The organism is Rhodospirillaceae bacterium, from assembly GCA_018660465.1.
Taxonomy (GTDB): Bacteria; Pseudomonadota; Alphaproteobacteria; order Rhodospirillales; family JABJKH01; genus JABJKH01.
In genome coordinates this window covers 1-15,678 of record JABJKH010000099.1, presented here as the reverse complement: position 1 = coordinate 15,678, position 15,678 = coordinate 1, and the positions used below count along the sequence as shown (strand labels likewise).

Annotated in this window: 11 protein-coding genes and 1 tRNA gene; 6 read left to right on the top strand and 6 right to left on the bottom strand. The window is 52.1% G+C overall.

Annotation, left to right across the window (positions count from 1 at the left end; translation table 11 throughout):
• Nucleotides 1–173: 173 nt before the first annotated feature.
• Both HOM51_17370 and trxB read right to left on the bottom strand, forming a co-directional pair.
• Nucleotides 174–1,046: a LysR family transcriptional regulator gene (locus HOM51_17370; protein ID MBT5036287.1), complete on the bottom strand. Its 873-nt coding sequence runs from the start codon at nt 1,044–1,046 to the stop codon at nt 174–176.
• A 100-nt stretch (nt 1,047–1,146) separates the two neighbouring features.
• On the bottom strand, nt 1,147–2,112 hold the full coding sequence (gene trxB / locus HOM51_17365) for a thioredoxin-disulfide reductase (protein MBT5036286.1): 966 nt from the start codon (nt 2,110–2,112) through the stop codon (nt 1,147–1,149).
• A 173-nt stretch (nt 2,113–2,285) separates the two neighbouring features.
• On the opposite strand from trxB, the gene HOM51_17360 reads away from it, so the two are divergent.
• A complete protein-coding gene (locus HOM51_17360) occupies nt 2,286–2,777 on the top strand; it encodes an Lrp/AsnC family transcriptional regulator (protein ID MBT5036285.1) in 492 nt (163 codons plus the stop codon).
• A 142-nt stretch (nt 2,778–2,919) separates the two neighbouring features.
• Entirely contained in the window at nt 2,920–4,047 is a 1,128-nt protein-coding gene (locus HOM51_17355) for a Fic family protein (GenBank protein ID MBT5036284.1), read from the top strand.
• A gap of 10 nt (nt 4,048–4,057) precedes the next feature.
• Here the strand turns inward: HOM51_17355 and HOM51_17350 are convergent, their stop codons facing one another.
• The 4 genes from HOM51_17350 to carA all read right to left on the bottom strand — a co-directional run bounded on the left by HOM51_17350 (nt 4,058) and on the right by carA (nt 10,425).
• Nucleotides 4,058–5,326, bottom strand: a complete 1,269-nt coding sequence (locus tag HOM51_17350) for an aminotransferase class V-fold PLP-dependent enzyme (GenBank protein ID MBT5036283.1) — start codon at nt 5,324–5,326, stop codon at nt 4,058–4,060.
• Nucleotides 5,327–5,409: 83 nt separating this feature from the next.
• The gene (gene greA, locus HOM51_17345) at nt 5,410–5,883 is read right to left on the bottom strand and encodes a transcription elongation factor GreA (protein MBT5036282.1); all 474 of its coding nucleotides are present in this window, start codon (nt 5,881–5,883) and stop codon (nt 5,410–5,412) included.
• 116 nt (nt 5,884–5,999) lie between these two features.
• Entirely contained in the window at nt 6,000–9,254 is a 3,255-nt protein-coding gene (gene carB, locus HOM51_17340; GenBank protein ID MBT5036281.1) for a carbamoyl-phosphate synthase large subunit, read from the bottom strand.
• A 4-nt stretch (nt 9,255–9,258) separates the two neighbouring features.
• Nucleotides 9,259–10,425 (bottom strand): glutamine-hydrolyzing carbamoyl-phosphate synthase small subunit, encoded by a 1,167-nt coding sequence (carA, locus tag HOM51_17335; GenBank protein ID MBT5036280.1) that lies wholly within the window; start codon nt 10,423–10,425, stop codon nt 9,259–9,261.
• Nucleotides 10,426–10,750: 325 nt separating this feature from the next.
• On the opposite strand from carA, the gene HOM51_17330 reads away from it, so the two are divergent.
• From HOM51_17330 to HOM51_17315, 4 genes are all read left to right on the top strand, one after another.
• Complete coding sequence (locus tag HOM51_17330; GenBank protein ID MBT5036279.1) at nt 10,751–11,206, top strand: GatB/YqeY domain-containing protein; 456 nt, start codon at nt 10,751–10,753, stop codon at nt 11,204–11,206.
• Nucleotides 11,207–11,349: 143 nt separating this feature from the next.
• Nucleotides 11,350–13,149, top strand: a complete 1,800-nt coding sequence (locus tag HOM51_17325) for a DNA primase (GenBank protein MBT5036278.1) — start codon at nt 11,350–11,352, stop codon at nt 13,147–13,149.
• Nucleotides 13,150–13,245: 96 nt separating this feature from the next.
• The gene (gene rpoD, locus HOM51_17320; GenBank protein ID MBT5036277.1) at nt 13,246–15,363 is read left to right on the top strand and encodes an RNA polymerase sigma factor RpoD; all 2,118 of its coding nucleotides are present in this window, start codon (nt 13,246–13,248) and stop codon (nt 15,361–15,363) included.
• Between the two features lie 58 nt (nt 15,364–15,421).
• Nucleotides 15,422–15,498: transfer RNA gene (locus HOM51_17315), tRNA-Ile, on the top strand.
• Nucleotides 15,499–15,678: the final 180 nt, after the last annotated feature.

Below are 15,678 nucleotides of genomic sequence, written 5' to 3'. Positions count from 1 at the left end.
GGAGGAACGAGCCCTTATTTTGGGCGTTGCGCCCAAAACGGATAAATCTGGAGAAACACTGCAAAGCAACGTTTCATAAGGGGTATATATGAAGCTAAGCGGACAAATGCCAGGAGATTTCAGGCAATTCCGGTATGCGCTGAACGCATGGCTAATTCTTTAATAAAATCAAGCTATTGCAGGCCATCTTCCGAAATGCTGTGAACCAGGAAGTCACGGAATACACCGATTCTCTTATTGTGGCGAAGCTCTTCTGGGTAGACAAAGTAAGAATCAAACGATGGCCCTTCCAGATCAGGCAGGACTTCAACCAAATTTCCCCCTTCGCGGCTCATATAATCTGGTAGTGCGGCGATCCCAAGACCACTTTGCACGGCGCGGTAGATGCCATAGGTGCTGTTAACCTTGAGAATTGGCGTCCGGCCTTCCATCAGCCAGTTATACCGATCAACCGGAAATTGCGCGCCGTCGCCATAGGTAATCATCTTGTGATTGTCTAGCTCTTCCGTCGTCTCAGGGGTGCCGTTAGCCTCCAGATATGCAGGGGAGGCATAGATACGATAGCGCATGGTCATGAGGTGGCGCTGAATCAAATCAGGCTGACGCGGCGGCATCATGCGGATGGCAACATCGGCTTCGCGCATCGAAAGATCTAATTCGTTGTCCGCCAAAACGACGGAGACCTGAATTTCGGGATACATCTCAATAAAGGACTTAATGCGCGACGTCAGCCAAACCGAGCCGAACGCAACCGTCGTGGTAATCTTCAATTGCCCTTCGGGTTTTTCCTGACTTTCAACCAGTCGCGATTGCGCCATATTGACGGATGCATAAATTTCCCGGGCTGTGCGAAAAAGCATCTCCCCTTGTTCGGTCAGGATCAATCCCCGCGCATGGCGGTGGAACAACGTTACTTTCAGGCTTTCTTCGAGCGAACTGATCTGTCGGCTGACGGCTGATTGACTCAGGTTCAGTTGTTCCCCGGCATGGGTGAAGCTGCCGGCTTCTGAAACGACGTGAAAGACGCGAAGCTTGTCCCAATCCATTTAAAGCCCCGTAAAATAAGTCATAAAATCACCATAGACGCGCTTCACTTTACCTTAAAAGCGCCGAAGGTCGCCGTATAAATCTTCGTTTTGGTAAAATTTATTCAGCAGCTGCGGATTGTTCTTCGTTTTCGGCTAAAAACTTTTCCGCTTCCAGTGCGCTCATACAGCCCGAGCCCGCTGCCGTGACAGCTTGGCGGTAAATTTTATCCTGTACATCACCAGCGGCATAGACACCCGGAATGTTGGTCGCTGTGCTGTCAGGTTGGGTGAGGATATAGCCTTCATCGTCCATATCTACCTGACCTTTAAACAACGGTGTATTAGGGTCATGGCCAATGGCGACAAACACGCCGGTCACCGGAAGGTCCGTCGTACTGCCGTCTTTGACGTTTTTAATGCGGGCGCCGGTGACACTGACAGGATCATCATCGCCGAGAATTTCTTCCAGGGTGCTATCCCACATCATTTCGATCTTTTTGTGCTTGAACAATCGGTCTTGGGCGATTTTTTCTGCACGTAGTTCATTGCGGCGATGAACCAATGTGACCTTGGAGGCAAAATTGGTCAGGAACAGGGCTTCTTCGACCGCGGAATTACCGCCGCCAATGACCGCTATTTCCTGATCCCGGAAAAAGAACCCGTCACAGGTTGCACAAGCCGATACACCAAAGCCCATGAACTTTTGTTCGCTCGGGAGTCCCAACCAACGGGCGGTGGCACCGGTGCAGATAATCAGGGTATCGCCGCTGTAGGTATCGCCGGAATCTCCGGTCAGCGTGAAAGGGCGTTTGGAAAGGTCTGCGGAAACAATGGTATCTTCAATCATCTGGGTGCCAACGGCCTTGGCTTGTGCCTCCATCTGCTCCATCAGCCAAGGACCTTGCACGGCTTCTGCGAAGCCTGGAAAGTTTTCAACGTCTGTGGTGATTGTCAGTTGCCCGCCCGGCTGCATGCCCCTGACCAACAAAGGACTTAAATTGGCGCGGGAGGCATAAATGCCAGCCGTATATCCAGCTGAACCGGAACCGATGATCAAGACCTTGGAATGATGATGTGTCGACATGGCGGCGATGATTCCCTCAAACGATATGACTCTAGAACAAGGCGGCTAACATAAGAATATCAGTCCTGTTCCGCAAGAAGGCACTCCGGGGTTGGTCATTTTAAAACGATGCAGACTTGGCCAGACCCAGGTCTCGTTGTAATATAATTACCCAAAACAGGGGGGTAAAAGAAATGAAAGACCAGCCCACGCTTAAAATCGATGAAACTCACCTGCGAATCTTGCGAGATTTACAGGCAAACGGTCGAATGACCAATATTGAATTGGCTGGCCGCGCCAACATATCAGCCCCCCCTTGTTTGCGCCGCGTCCGCGCCTTGGAAGAGGACGGCATAATTCGCGGCTATCACGCAGACATCGACCCGGCATTGTTGGGTTATAAGGAAACTTTTTTTGCCCTGGTCGGTCTAGATGGCCAATCTCAAACTGTGCTCACAGGCTTCGAAGACTGGGCGGCAGACGTTCCTGAAATCCGCGAATGTCACATGATCCGAGGCGGCGGTGACTTCATGCTAAAACTCCTCGCCCGCGACAAAGAACACCGCGACGACCTCACCATGCGCCTGACGGCGGCCGACCACGTTTCCAACGTCACAACATTTGAAACCATTCGGACGTCAAAGGATGAAACAGGGGCACCGATTGAGGGGGGAGATGGTTTATAAACAGGCTTTACCGTCTAAATTAGGGGATATTATTATTTTAGATTAATGAAATTAACTAAAATAACTAATTGATATTTTTTAGATTTTTCCTTATAACTAAAATAACAGATTGGCTTATTTTTGTGTAAGGTAAATACCAAAAATGAAATCGTTTGAATCTGGACAGTATGTTCAGCAGTACCAGTATAAGAGCTTTCAGCCCAATCCGATTAATCGAGAGTGGATTGTCGATGATATGGAACTGCAGAAGCTGCTTGGTCAGGCTGACCGGGAATTGGGTCGGCTCGACATGTATTCCGACTACATTCCAAACATTGATCTGTTTATTCAAATGCACGTCCTCAAAGAGGCAACACAATCCAGCAAGATTGAAGGTACTCAAACGACGATGGAGGACGCCCTATTAGACAGGGAAGATATCGCTATTGATCGAAGAGATGATTGGGAGGAGGTGCAAAATTATTTGGCCGCTATGAATGAAGCAATAGAAAAATTAAAAGTTCTTCCATTCTCATCCCGCCTTGCCCGCGAAACACATAAAACATTGCTTCAAGGCGTTCGTGGAGAAAACAAGCAACCGGGAGAATTTAGAGTCAGCCAAAACTGGATTGGAGGGGCAACGATTAGGGACGCGGTCTTCATTCCACCGGTTCATACATCAGTGAATGACCTGATAAGTGACATTGAGCAATTTGCAAATGATGACGTCAGGTACTTCCCTGAATTGCTTAAAATTGCACTCATACATTATCAGTTCGAGACCATTCACCCTTTTCTAGATGGCAATGGTCGGGTTGGTCGCTTGCTCATAACCTTATATCTGGTGAGTAAGGGAATTTTAAAAAGACCCGTTCTTTACCTTTCCGATTTTTTTGTACGAAACCGGACGCATTATTATGACAACCTGATGCGCGTAAGGGAAAAAAACGATTTGCCGCAGTGGTTCAGGTTTTTTCTGGTCGGCATTATAGAAACTGCAAAAAACAGTATTGATACTTTTGACAACATTCTTCAGCTTCAAAAAGAAGTAGAGGCAAAAATTCAAACACTGGGAAGCCGTGCCGCGAACGCGCAGAAGGTTCTGAATAGTCTCTATCAACGACCCATTATTGATGCTGATAGAGTTTCGAAAGCTGCAGAGGTCTCTCCCGCATCCGCTTACAAGCTGATTGCGGATTTTGAACGTCTAGAAATACTCGCCGAAATAACTGGCGGAAAGCGCGGGAAAACATACTTGTTCTCCTCCTACTTTCGCCTATTCATACCGTAAAAATATAAATTTACGCCGCTGCCCGATTTTTCACGATCGTCTGCACCGCGCCCAAAAACTGCGTCACTTCTTCTTCCGTATTGTAGTGGCACATTGAGACTCTTACGCAATCGTCCAAATTCAGCGGATTTAGAATATTACCGGAATAATGGTCGTTCTTGCGGGCGTGGGTTCGGATGCCCATTTCGCGTAATTCGCTGACGATGTCGACCGCTGCCATGTCTTCAATGGTGATCGCGACCAAACCTTCGCGCATAGGATTGTCGATCCCGCCGATCACGCTGACTTCTGACATTGCCGCTAAGCCGTCCTGGCCACCGACGCCATACAACATTGCATCGGTAAGATCTTTTTCTTGTTGATGGATCGCTTTGCCCGCCGCATTGATCCTTTCGCGCCGGTCTGCGGACGATGTGAAATGGCCGCCGAGCCAGTCGAAATAGTCAACCACATCGGAAAAGGTTGCATAGGACGCGGTGTCGCGGGTGCCTAAATCCCATTGGTCTTTAGGGGCACCGATTAGGCTGTTGTGGGGCAAGCTGCCCAAACGCTCGGAGGTCCAGGCAATGCCATAACCATGCCGAGAAAACACTTTGTACGGGGAGATAACATAACCATCGATGCTGTAAGAATCGATGTCCAGACCGCCATGAGCCGCATGCTGAATACCATCGACAATGATGTAGCAGTATGGCGAAACTTCGCGGATCAGCTTTGCAATGCTGGCCACATCGACCGCCATTCCAGTTACAGGCGACGTATGCAGGATCACAGCCACCCGCGTATCTGCCGTCACATGGGGGCGATAATCTTCGGCCGTTACTGTGCCCGTTTCGGAATTATGTGGCGCTTGAACAAACTTACGGTTGGCGATTTTTGCCCAGCGGGCGCACGCGCTGACGGAGGCTGGGTGCTCCAAAGTGCTGCCGACAACATCACCGCCTTCGGGGGCTTCAAGGATCGCTGTGCTGATCAGTCGGAACAACAATTCGGTGCCGCTCTCGCCCACAAATACAGGGCCCTTAGCCGCGCCAAAGAAGAGCCGAATATCGTCCTTGGCCTTGTCGATGATCCGGACCAATTCGTGGGAGGCTGGGTTATCTCGGCCTTGATTGTCCGGGACTGATGCCAGTTCCGTTGACCGATCCACCACGGATTTGAGCGTCAGCGCGCCGCCTGCATTCTCAAAGAAAACGCGCGTCCCTTGGTAGGGGCAGGTTTCAACATGCGCAAAACGATCACGAATTTCGTCGATTAATCCATCAGTACTTTTGATCATAAATGTAGGCCTATAAACTTAATTTTGTGGGAAGAGGCGGGCGAGATTAATGTGGTGATCGGTTAGGAAAAAGCGCCAATGCCTCAGACAAACTTCACCTCAACGATCTCATAAGATTTTGACCCACCCGGTGCCGTCACTTCGACTGTATCACCAACGGATTTGCCCATCAGGGCTCTGGCCAAGGGGGACGTACAGGACAGGAGTCCGGTGGCGATGTCGGCTTCGTTGGCACCGACGATTTGATAGCTTGATTCTTCATCGGTGTCTTCGTCAGCAAGGATAATATTCCCGCCAAACCGGACCACATCACCTGAAAACAGCGATGGATCGATTACATCGGCGTGGCTAATAATTCCTTCCAACTCTTTGAGTCGGCCTTCGACAAAGCTCTGGCGTTCGCGGGCCGCGTGATATTCCGCGTTCTCCGACAAATCGCCATGTTCGCGGGCTTCCGCAATTGCTTTAATGATGGCCGGGCGTTCTTCAAACCGCAGGCGACGCAATTCTTCCTCAAGATCGCGCTTGCCCTTGGCCGTCATAGGGACTTTATCCATTATCCAATCCTCTTTAACGCATTTAGCAAAAAAAAACACACCGCGAACCCAAGTGAGGTTCGTGTGATCTCTCTTAAATATCCCAGGGCTCGAACGTCTTAGTTCTCAAGAAACCTCTAGAATGACTTTGTAAAATAGGACTGCAACGGGGCAACTTCAAGTGCGCCGGTGGTCATTGCCTCTACGGCATCAACCGCCGCCGCCGCGCCGGCCATGGTTGTATAGTAGGGGATGGAATGGGTCAACGTGGTTCTGCGGATGGAAAAACTATCTGCGATGGCCGTCGCCCCTTCCGTTGTATTCACGACCAAATCGACTTCGCCGTTGATGATTGCGTCCACACAATGGGGCCGTCCTTCGGCAACTTTGTTGACGCGGTTGACGTTCAATCCGGCTTCGCCCAACGCTAACGCCGTGCCCCCAGTAGCAATTAGACTGAACCCTAAGTCTTGAAGCCGGCGCCCAACCTTGATCGCCAAGCCCTTATCGCGGTCTTTAACCGAAATAAAACAGGTTCCATCCGTCGGCAGAAGTGCCCCAGCTCCCAACTGAGATTTGGCAAACGCACCCTTGAAATCTGAATCAATTCCCATGACTTCGCCGGTGGATTTCATTTCAGGACCAAGAATACTGTCAACGCCTGGGAAACGCGCAAATGGGAACACGGCTTCTTTCACCGCGACGTGCTTTAATTTAGGTGTCCCTTTAAGGCCAAAAGATTTCAGCTTTTCACCCGCCATAACACGTGCCGCAATTTTCGCAATCGGCACCCCGGTTGCCTTAGCAACGAAGGGAACAGTCCGGCTGGCCCGTGGATTGACCTCAAGAATATAAATATCGCCGTCTTTGATCGCGAACTGAATGTTCATCAACCCAACAACGCCTAGGCCCCGGGCCAGCTTTTCCGCCTGAACAGCAAGTTCCGCAATCATTGCGTCGTCCAAGGAATAAGGCGGCAGGGAGCACGCGGAATCACCTGAATGAATGCCCGCTTCTTCAATGTGTTGCATGATGCCGGCGACATAGACATCGTCACCGTCACAAATCGCATCAACATCAATTTCTATTGCGTCTTGTAGATATGAATCCAGCAGCACCGGGCTATCGCCGGAGACTTTAACCGCCGTTGTCATGTAACGCCGCAGCGCTGTCGTGTTGTGAACGATTTCCATCGCCCGTCCACCCAGAACGTAAGATGGTCGGACGACGAGAGGGAAGCCAATATCGTCCGCAACCTTCTCCGCCTCTTCCTGGGATCGGGCAATGCCGTTGGCGGGCTGAAGAAGCTTTAGGTCTTGCAGCAGAACCTGGAAGCGTTCGCGGTCTTCGGCCAAATCGATGGCGTCAGGCGACGTGCCTAATATGGGAATGCCTGCGGCTTCCAACGCGTGCGCTAGTTTCAATGGTGTTTGTCCACCGAACTGCACGATCACGCCCAGGAATTCACCTTCCTCTTGTTCTTTGCGGATCAAGGAGATCACATCTTCCGCGGTCAGCGGTTCGAAATAAAGCCGGTCGGATGTGTCGTAATCGGTCGAGACGGTTTCCGGGTTGCAGTTGACCATGATGCTTTCCAGACCCGCATCACTGAGCGCGTACGATGCATGCACGCAGCAGTAATCAAATTCGATCCCCTGGCCAATGCGGTTCGGCCCACCACCCAAAATCGCGACCTTTTTACGGGTACTCGGTTTGGACTCACATTCGGGTGCCTGGAAGCCATCCCCTTCGTAGGCTGAATACATATACGGTGTATCGGAATCGAATTCCGCAGCGCACGTATCAACCCGTTTGTAGACAGGTGTAACGCCAAGTTTTATGCGTTGGTCCGAAATTTCAGATACCTTGCCGCCGGTAAGTTCCGCGAGACGATCATCGGAAAACCCCATTTTCTTGATGGTCAAGAGCCCCGGCGCATCCGTGGGCAGGCCATCTCGGCGAATATCTTCTTCGACTTTAACGATGGATTCGATCTGTTCCAGGAACCACTTGTCGTATTTACAAATCGTGTGCACATCATCAATTGAAAGGCCGCAGCGGAAGGCTTGCGCAATCAACAATAACCGATCTGGTCGCGGTTGAGCCAGGGCGGCGCGCACAGCCGCTTCATCCGGGGTTTTGTCCGTATCATCCAAGAAGACTTCGTTGAACCCGGTCAGGCCGGTCTCTAGGGATCTCAAACCCTTTTGCAGCGATTCCGTAAAGCACCGGCCAATCGACATGGCTTCACCGACCGACTTCATGGCGGTGGTGAGCAATGGATCAGCGTCGGGAAATTTCTCAAACGTGAAGCGCGGAATTTTCGTGACCACGTAATCAATCGTCGGTTCGAACGAGGCCGGCGTGACTTTGGTGATGTCGTTCATCAACTCATCCAGCGTATAGCCAACGGCCAGCTTTGCAGCAATTTTAGCAATCGGGAAGCCCGTTGCCTTGGATGCCAGCGCAGACGAGCGCGACACCCGCGGGTTCATTTCAATAACGATCAACCGCCCATTGTCGGGATTAACCGCGAACTGAACGTTGGAGCCGCCCGTATCCACGCCGATCTCTCGCAGTACCGCGATAGAGGCGTTGCGCATGATCTGGTATTCTTTGTCGGTCAGGGTGAGCGCTGGGGCGACGGTGATCGAATCACCCGTGTGTACACCCATGGGGTCAATGTTTTCGATGGAACAAATAATGATGCAGTTATCCGCATGATCGCGGACGACTTCCATTTCGTATTCTTTCCAGCCGAGCACAGATTCCTCGACCAGCACTTCGCCAACCGGCGATGCCGCAAGACCGCTCCGCACAATGGTCTCGAATTCTTCTTGGTTATAAGCGATGCCGCCCCCAATACCACCAAGTGTAAAGGACGGGCGAATGATCAGGGGCAGGCCGATGTCGGCTATGGCGTCGCGGCCCTCGCTCATGGTTTTGCAGAGCGCGCTTTTCGGGCAATCCAAGCCGATCTTTTCCATGGCGTCGCGGAACTGTAGTCGATCTTCCGCCTTGGCAATGACGGCCGCATCGGCACCGATCAATTCCACTCCGTGTTTTTCTAGAATCCCCGCTTCGAATAAATCAATGGCGGCGTTCAGTCCTGTCTGTCCCCCCATGGTCGGCAGCACTGCATCCGGCTTTTCACGCTCGATAACCTTTTCCAGAAACTCCGTGGTAATCGGCTCGACGTACGTTGCGTCAGCCAGACCCGGATCAGTCATGATCGTCGCCGGATTAGAATTCACCAGGACAACCCGGTAGCCTTCATCCTTCAGCGCCTTACACGCCTGTGCGCCGGAATAATCGAACTCACAAGCCTGACCAATAACAATCGGCCCGGCACCGATAATCATAATAGATTTTAAATCTTCGCGTTTGGGCATGGGGTCAGGCTGCTTTCTTTATATGGTCCATAAACCGCTCGAACAAATAATGACTGTCCTGCGGTCCAGGTGATGCTTCGGGGTGGTGTTGGACGGAGAAGATTGGTTTTTTGTCGACGCGGATGCCTTCGAGGGTGCCATCGAATAATGACGTGTGGGTTTCGATGATGTCTTTTGGCAGGGTGTCTCGGTCGACGACGAAGCCGTGGTTTTGGCTGGTGATTTCGACTGTGCCGGTTGCCAAGTCTTTGACCGGGTGGTTGGCGCCGCGGTGGCCCATGTGCATTTTTTTGGTTTTGGCGCCCAAAGCAAGAGACAACAGCTGATGGCCGAGGCAGATGCCGAACATCGGTAGACCATTGGCGATGAGGTCTTTGATCATTGGCACGGCGTATTCGCCGGTTGCTGCCGGGTCGCCGGGGCCGTTGGATAAAAAGACGCCGTTGGGTTTGTGGCCGAGGATATCTTCCGCCGTGGCGGTCGCGGGCACAACCGTGACTTTGCAGCCCGCCGCCGCCAAGCAGCGCAGGATATTCAGTTTCGCGCCGAAATCGACGGCGACGACGTGGACGCCTTGTTTATCTTGCGTCGCATAACCGTGTTCCAAACTCCAGTCTGCTTCGCCATCCCACGGGTAGGTCTGGGCACAGGTCACGGTCTTAGCCAGGTCCATGCCTTCCAGACCGGGCCAGGCCTTGGCTTCTTTGATCAAAGCGGGAATGTCGAAGGTACCGTCGGACGCGTGAGCGATAACACCTGTGGGGGCACCTCCGTCGCGGATGTGCCGGGTCAGCTTCCGCGTATCCACCCCGGTGATCGCGACCAAGTTTTGCGCCTGAAGCCACCCGTTCAGATGCCCGACCGCGCGCCAGTTCGCAGGCTCTGTAATATCAGCTCTGAAAACGCAGCCGCGGGCGGCAGGGGTCTTTGTCTCTATGTCTTCGAAATTTGTGCCGACGTTGCCGATGTGGGGGAAAGTAAAAGTAATAATCTGCCCGGCATAACTGGCATCGGTCATAATTTCTTGATAGCCGGTGATGGAGGTGTTGAAACAAACTTCACCAATTGCAGTTCCTTCTGCCCCGGCGCCCCGACCCCAATAGATGCTGCCATCGGCTAGGACCAAGACGGCGGTTGCGCCAGGTGGGGGAGTCTGCGGGGAAACGGACATGGGCGGAAGTCCTTAAAATCAGTACATAAAATACGTATGCTGTAGACAAACGGTCGGCTCAGGCGATGATACCCCGCATGCGTAAAAACAGGCGCAACTCGTACGCGTCGCGCCTTGGCGATTACGTTGGGCAACGGGCGTCATCATGACGTCGTCTATAGCTATTGTGCTGAGAGCTTCTTCTACGGAAACAAACGCCCCACGTCAAGACTCCATTTTTAAATTTAATCGTTTATTTTCAATGGCTTAAGGTTTTAATTGAATTTGCATTCCAATTCAATTTTCGCTAGGGTAGCCGCTTCTGAAGTTTTGAGGAGAGTCCCGAATGCTCCGGGATCGATTGAGTGAGACGCTGAAGACGGCGCTGAAAGCCAAAGAAGCCCGGACTGTTTCCACAGTCAGGCTAATCTTGGCGGCCTTGAAAGACCGTGATATCGCCGCCCGAAGCAAAGGCAATCAGGATGGTATCGATGAAGCCGACGTTCTGTCCCTGCTTCAGTCCATGATCAAACAGCGCCGGGATAGTATTAAGCTCTATGAAAAGGGCGGGCGTTTGGAACTGGCGCAGCAGGAAGGCGAAGAGATCGAAGTCATTGAGACGTTCTTGCCGGAGCAGCTAAGTGATGAAGACCTGGCCAGTGCCGTGAGCACAGCGATCACTGAAGTTGATGCAACGACTTTAAAAGATATGGGCAAGACCATGGCCGCGTTGAAAACAAAATATGCCGGCCAAATGGATTTCAGCAAAGCCAGCGCCCTCGTGAAGACCCAATTGGGTTAATTTCTCCCTTTTATTCCCAGGTACCACACTATCCACAGGCGGTATTCGAATGCGCCGCTTTACGGGTACGCTTATAAATAGATGTAAGCGGGGAGACGAACGCCCGGGTTTTCGTTCGCCAAATTTGAATCTTTAAGGACGCAATGGCTTTTTCGCCTCAATTTCTGGATGAGTTACGCGCCCGGGCCGGGGTGGTCCAGGTCGTCGGCAAGCGCGTTAAGCTGACCAAGAAGGGCCGCGAGCATATGGGGCTCTGTCCGTTCCATAAAGAAAAGACGCCGTCCTTTACAGTGAATGAGGAAAAAGGTTTTTTTCATTGCTTCGGCTGCCAGGAACATGGCTCTGCAATTGATTTCGTAATGAAGGTCGATGGGCTTAGTTTTCCGGAAGCCGTTGAACGACTGGCGGGCGAAGTCGGTTTGCAAGTCCCCGTGGATACGCCCGAAGAACGTGAACGTTCGGAACAACGCCAGACGTTAATCGATGTTACCGAAAAGGCTTCCCTCAGCTTCGAACGTAACCTGCGCATGCCGGAAGGCCGCCGGGCGCTGAGCTACCTTAAAGAACGGGGGCTTGATGAAGATACAATTGCCAAATTCCGTTTGGGCTTCGCGCCGGATACGCGGGGGGCGTTGAAGGGAACGTTGGCGAAAGATGGAATTTCTGAAGATTTGATGATCAATGCGGGGATGTTGATCCGGCCCGATGATCCGAACCGCGAACCCTATGATCGATTTCGCGGCCGGGTGATGTTCCCCATTACTGACCGGCGCGGTGGCGTGATTGCCTTTGGGGGGCGGATTTTAGGCGATGGTGAGCCGAAATATCTGAACTCACCTGAAACCCCGTTGTTCCACAAAGGCCGGGTGCTGTACGGCCTTATTCATGCCTTGAGCGCTGCGCGAAAGACCGGGCAGCTTATCGTGACCGAAGGCTACATGGATGTCATTGCCTTGGCGCAGGCGGGGATTGAGACCGCCGTTGCGCCCTTGGGGACAGCCCTGACCGAGGAACAGATCGGCGAATTGTGGCGGGTGGCACCTGAACCTATTCTTTGCTTCGATGGTGACAAGGCGGGCCGAAACGCGGCCTCCCGGGCGGCGGAAAGAGCCTTGCCGTTGCTGAAGCCGGGTTTCGGACTGCGGTTCGTTACGCTGCCGGAGGGAGAAGACCCGGACACATTAGTCAAGCGGAACGGCAAAGAAAAATTCGAAGAACTCCTGGCCGAGGCGCAACCTTTGTCAGATGTCCTATGGCGTCGGGAAGTCGGCGGGCGGTCTCTCAGAACACCTGAAGAATCAGCCATGTTGCAGCGCCGGATTGATGATTTGACCAAACAGATCAACGACCCGACCGTGCGCCGGCAGTTTCAAGAAGCCTTCAAAGACCGATTGTGGGAAGCGCGATCAAAGCGGCGCGGTAATCACTTCCCAAATACGGCCCCGCCTGTAAATGCAGCCGCCGGAAGGGCCACCAAAGTTGATCCAGCAGCGCATCAGGAACGCATTCTCGTGGGGCTTTTGATCGAGCGTCCAGAGCTTTATGACCATGTTGCGGAACGCCTTGGTTCCACAGCATTTTTGGCACCTGATCTTGACAAACTCCGTCAAGAGGTTTTAAAGACCTTGGACGCAGAACCGGGCCTTGACAGCGAGCAACTTAAATACCACCTCGTAGAGTATGGGTTTTCAGAAACATTGGGCGCCCTTATGGCGACCGAAGTTTCCAAGAAAGTCCTTCTCGCGGCTAGGACAGAGCTGTTGGAAGCGGTGAAGGAAAATTGGAATCAGGCTCACGCCCGATACAAACTTAAAGAATTACAAGCAGAAATACACAACCTGGAGCAGGAACAGAAACTAAATATTTCACAAGAAGGCATGAACCGCCTTCTTGCTCTTAAGATGGAAGAGCGAAACTTACAGGGCGCGACGGTAGACCTTTAATTATAAAGCTCGTAAAACCGGTCAATAGACGCCATCTTGATAAGATGTGAAATAGCGGTAGGACCTGCACGGAATCTCATTAGGAGAACGCGGCACATGGCGGCAAAAGCGGCAACAGCAACAGCGGAAACCACAGAATCGCGGGACGAATCCACCGACGGCCCTTTACTCGACACCCTAGGCGCTGGGGTCAAGAAGATGGTCGCACGTGGTAAAGAACGCGGATATGTCACCTATGACGACCTGAACACGGCATTACCGCCTGATCAGGTCTCGTCTGAGCAGATCGAAGACACCATGTCGATGCTGTCTGAAATGGGCATCAACGTTATCGAGAACGAGGAAAAAGACGATAACGCGGCCGCCGTCGTTGAAGTCGAAGCCGAAGCAAAAGATACCAAAAAGTCGGCCGTCGGTAATGTTGATGAATCTGACATTGGTCGCACGGATGACCCGGTTCGCATGTACCTTCGTGAAATGGGCAGTGTTGAGCTGTTGTCTCGTGAAGGCGAAATTGCTATTGCCAAACGAATTGAAGCTGGCCGTGAAATGATGATCGGCGGCATCTGCGAAAGTCCCCTGACCATTCGTGCGATTGTTGCGTGGCACGATGCCTTACGTGATGAACGTATGCTTCTGCGCGATATCATTGATTTGGATGCCACCAATGGCGGCGGCCCGGCTGCCGACATGACGGCCCAAGCTAATGAAGAAGGCGAAGAGGGCGAAGAAGGCGAAGAGGGTAATGAGAACAAAAACGGCGAAGAAGTTGCATCTCAAACGGTGACAGAAATTAAAGTTGCCCCAGCTACGGCCTCTGCATCTGATGCGGCCCCTGAAAAGACGGATGAAAAGACGGCCGAAGATAAGACTGAGGAAGGTGACGGCGAGTCAGCGGAAGGCAGCAGCGATGATGATGATGAAGACGACGAAGATGGCGAGAACAATCTCTCCCTGGCCGCGCTTGAAGAAAAGCTAACGCCGGAAGTTCTCGAAAATTTTGAGAAAATTGATAAAACATACAAAAAACTTCATCGCCTACATGTTCAGCGATTTGAAGCCATCGGCAAGGGTGACGACCTGACGACTGCACAAGAGCGTCGGTACGAAAAACTCCGCCGTGAGATGATCGAGCTGATGGACGATGTCCACCTGAACAACGGCCGCATTGAAGAGCTTCTCGAGCAGCTCTATGACCTGAACCGGGGCCTGATCGGCTTTGAGGGCAAACTGCTCCGGCTGGCAACAAGCTGCCGGATCAAGCGCGAAGATTTTCTGGAGCATTATCGCGGCTCGGAAATGGACCCAAAATGGTTGACCCGGGTTAAACGCCTTAAGGGCAAGGGCTGGGAAAAATTGGTTACCAAGCATCGCGATGAGGTCAAGACCATCCGTTCGGGGATCGTCGAAGTTGCCCAGGAAGCGGGCTTGCCGATTGGCGAATATCGCCGGGTTGTCTCGACGGTTCAAAAAGGCGAACGCGAAGCTGCCAAAGCGAAAAAAGAAATGATCGAGGCCAATCTGCGCCTCGTGATCTCAATTGCTAAAAAATACACCAACCGGGGTTTGCAGTTCCTGGACCTAATCCAAGAAGGCAATATCGGTTTGATGAAGGCGGTTGATAAATTTGAATATCGCCGGGGTTATAAATTCTCGACCTATGCAACGTGGTGGATCCGACAGGCGATCACCCGTTCCATCGCCGATCAAGCGCGGACCATTCGTATTCCGGTCCACATGATCGAAACAATCAACAAATTGGTGCGGACGTCCCGGCAAATGCTGCACGAAATTGGTCGAGAGCCGACACCGGAAGAACTCGCGAAAAAACTCACCATGCCGCTTGAAAAAGTGCGCAAGGTGCTAAAAATCGCCAAGGAACCGATCAGTCTTGAAACCCCCATCGGCGATGAAGAAGACAGCCACTTGGGCGATTTCATTGAAGATAAAAATGCTGTCCTACCGCTGGATGCCGCAATTCAGGCCAACTTGCGCGAAACCACAACCCGTGTTCTGGCCAGCCTAACGGCACGGGAAGAACGGGTTTTGCGGATGCGTTTCGGTATCGGAATGAATACAGATCACACGTTGGAAGAAGTCGGACAGCAGTTTTCAGTCACCCGTGAACGCATACGTCAGATCGAAGCCAAGGCGCTTCGTAAACTGAAACACCCGTCGCGGTCCCGCAAACTCCGCAGCTTCCTGGATTACTAATTTTAGCATCTGTATTCAGTCCCGAAAATCTGATACACCCGAGAGCATTAAATACCGTGGGCCTGTAGCTCAGCTGGTTAGAGCCGGCCGCTCATAACGGTCTGGTCGCAGGTTCGAGTCCTGCCGGGCCCACCACTCTTTCTTATGCGAACCCCCGCCCAGGATTTAGTCTCCCCAAGAAGCCCAGGTTTTCGGGAGTTTTAGCATAAATATCTTTTAAAAATGATGCGCGGAGATCGTCTCTGGTGCCCATTTAACCGACTTTTCGCAAAACGTCTCTGGACACGGTTTTCGACGCCCAGAACTTTGGGTTTT

What these genes read in the sequence shown, in the direction of transcription:
- HOM51_17370 (MBT5036287.1), bottom strand. Translation starts at nt 1,046, where the DNA reads ATGGATTGGGACAAGCTTCGCGTCTTTCACGTCGTTTCAGAAGCCGGC.
- trxB (MBT5036286.1), bottom strand. Translation starts at nt 2,112, where the DNA reads ATGTCGACACATCATCATTCCAAGGTCTTGATCATCGGTTCCGGTTCA.
- HOM51_17360 (MBT5036285.1), top strand. Translation starts at nt 2,286, where the DNA reads ATGAAAGACCAGCCCACGCTTAAAATCGATGAAACTCACCTGCGAATC.
- HOM51_17355 (MBT5036284.1), top strand. Translation starts at nt 2,920, where the DNA reads ATGAAATCGTTTGAATCTGGACAGTATGTTCAGCAGTACCAGTATAAG.
- HOM51_17350 (MBT5036283.1), bottom strand. Translation starts at nt 5,326, where the DNA reads ATGATCAAAAGTACTGATGGATTAATCGACGAAATTCGTGATCGTTTT.
- greA (MBT5036282.1), bottom strand. Translation starts at nt 5,883, where the DNA reads ATGGATAAAGTCCCTATGACGGCCAAGGGCAAGCGCGATCTTGAGGAA.
- carB (MBT5036281.1), bottom strand. Translation starts at nt 9,254, where the DNA reads ATGCCCAAACGCGAAGATTTAAAATCTATTATGATTATCGGTGCCGGG.
- carA (MBT5036280.1), bottom strand. Translation starts at nt 10,425, where the DNA reads ATGTCCGTTTCCCCGCAGACTCCCCCACCTGGCGCAACCGCCGTCTTG.
- HOM51_17330 (MBT5036279.1), top strand. Translation starts at nt 10,751, where the DNA reads ATGCTCCGGGATCGATTGAGTGAGACGCTGAAGACGGCGCTGAAAGCC.
- HOM51_17325 (MBT5036278.1), top strand. Translation starts at nt 11,350, where the DNA reads ATGGCTTTTTCGCCTCAATTTCTGGATGAGTTACGCGCCCGGGCCGGG.
- rpoD (MBT5036277.1), top strand. Translation starts at nt 13,246, where the DNA reads ATGGCGGCAAAAGCGGCAACAGCAACAGCGGAAACCACAGAATCGCGG.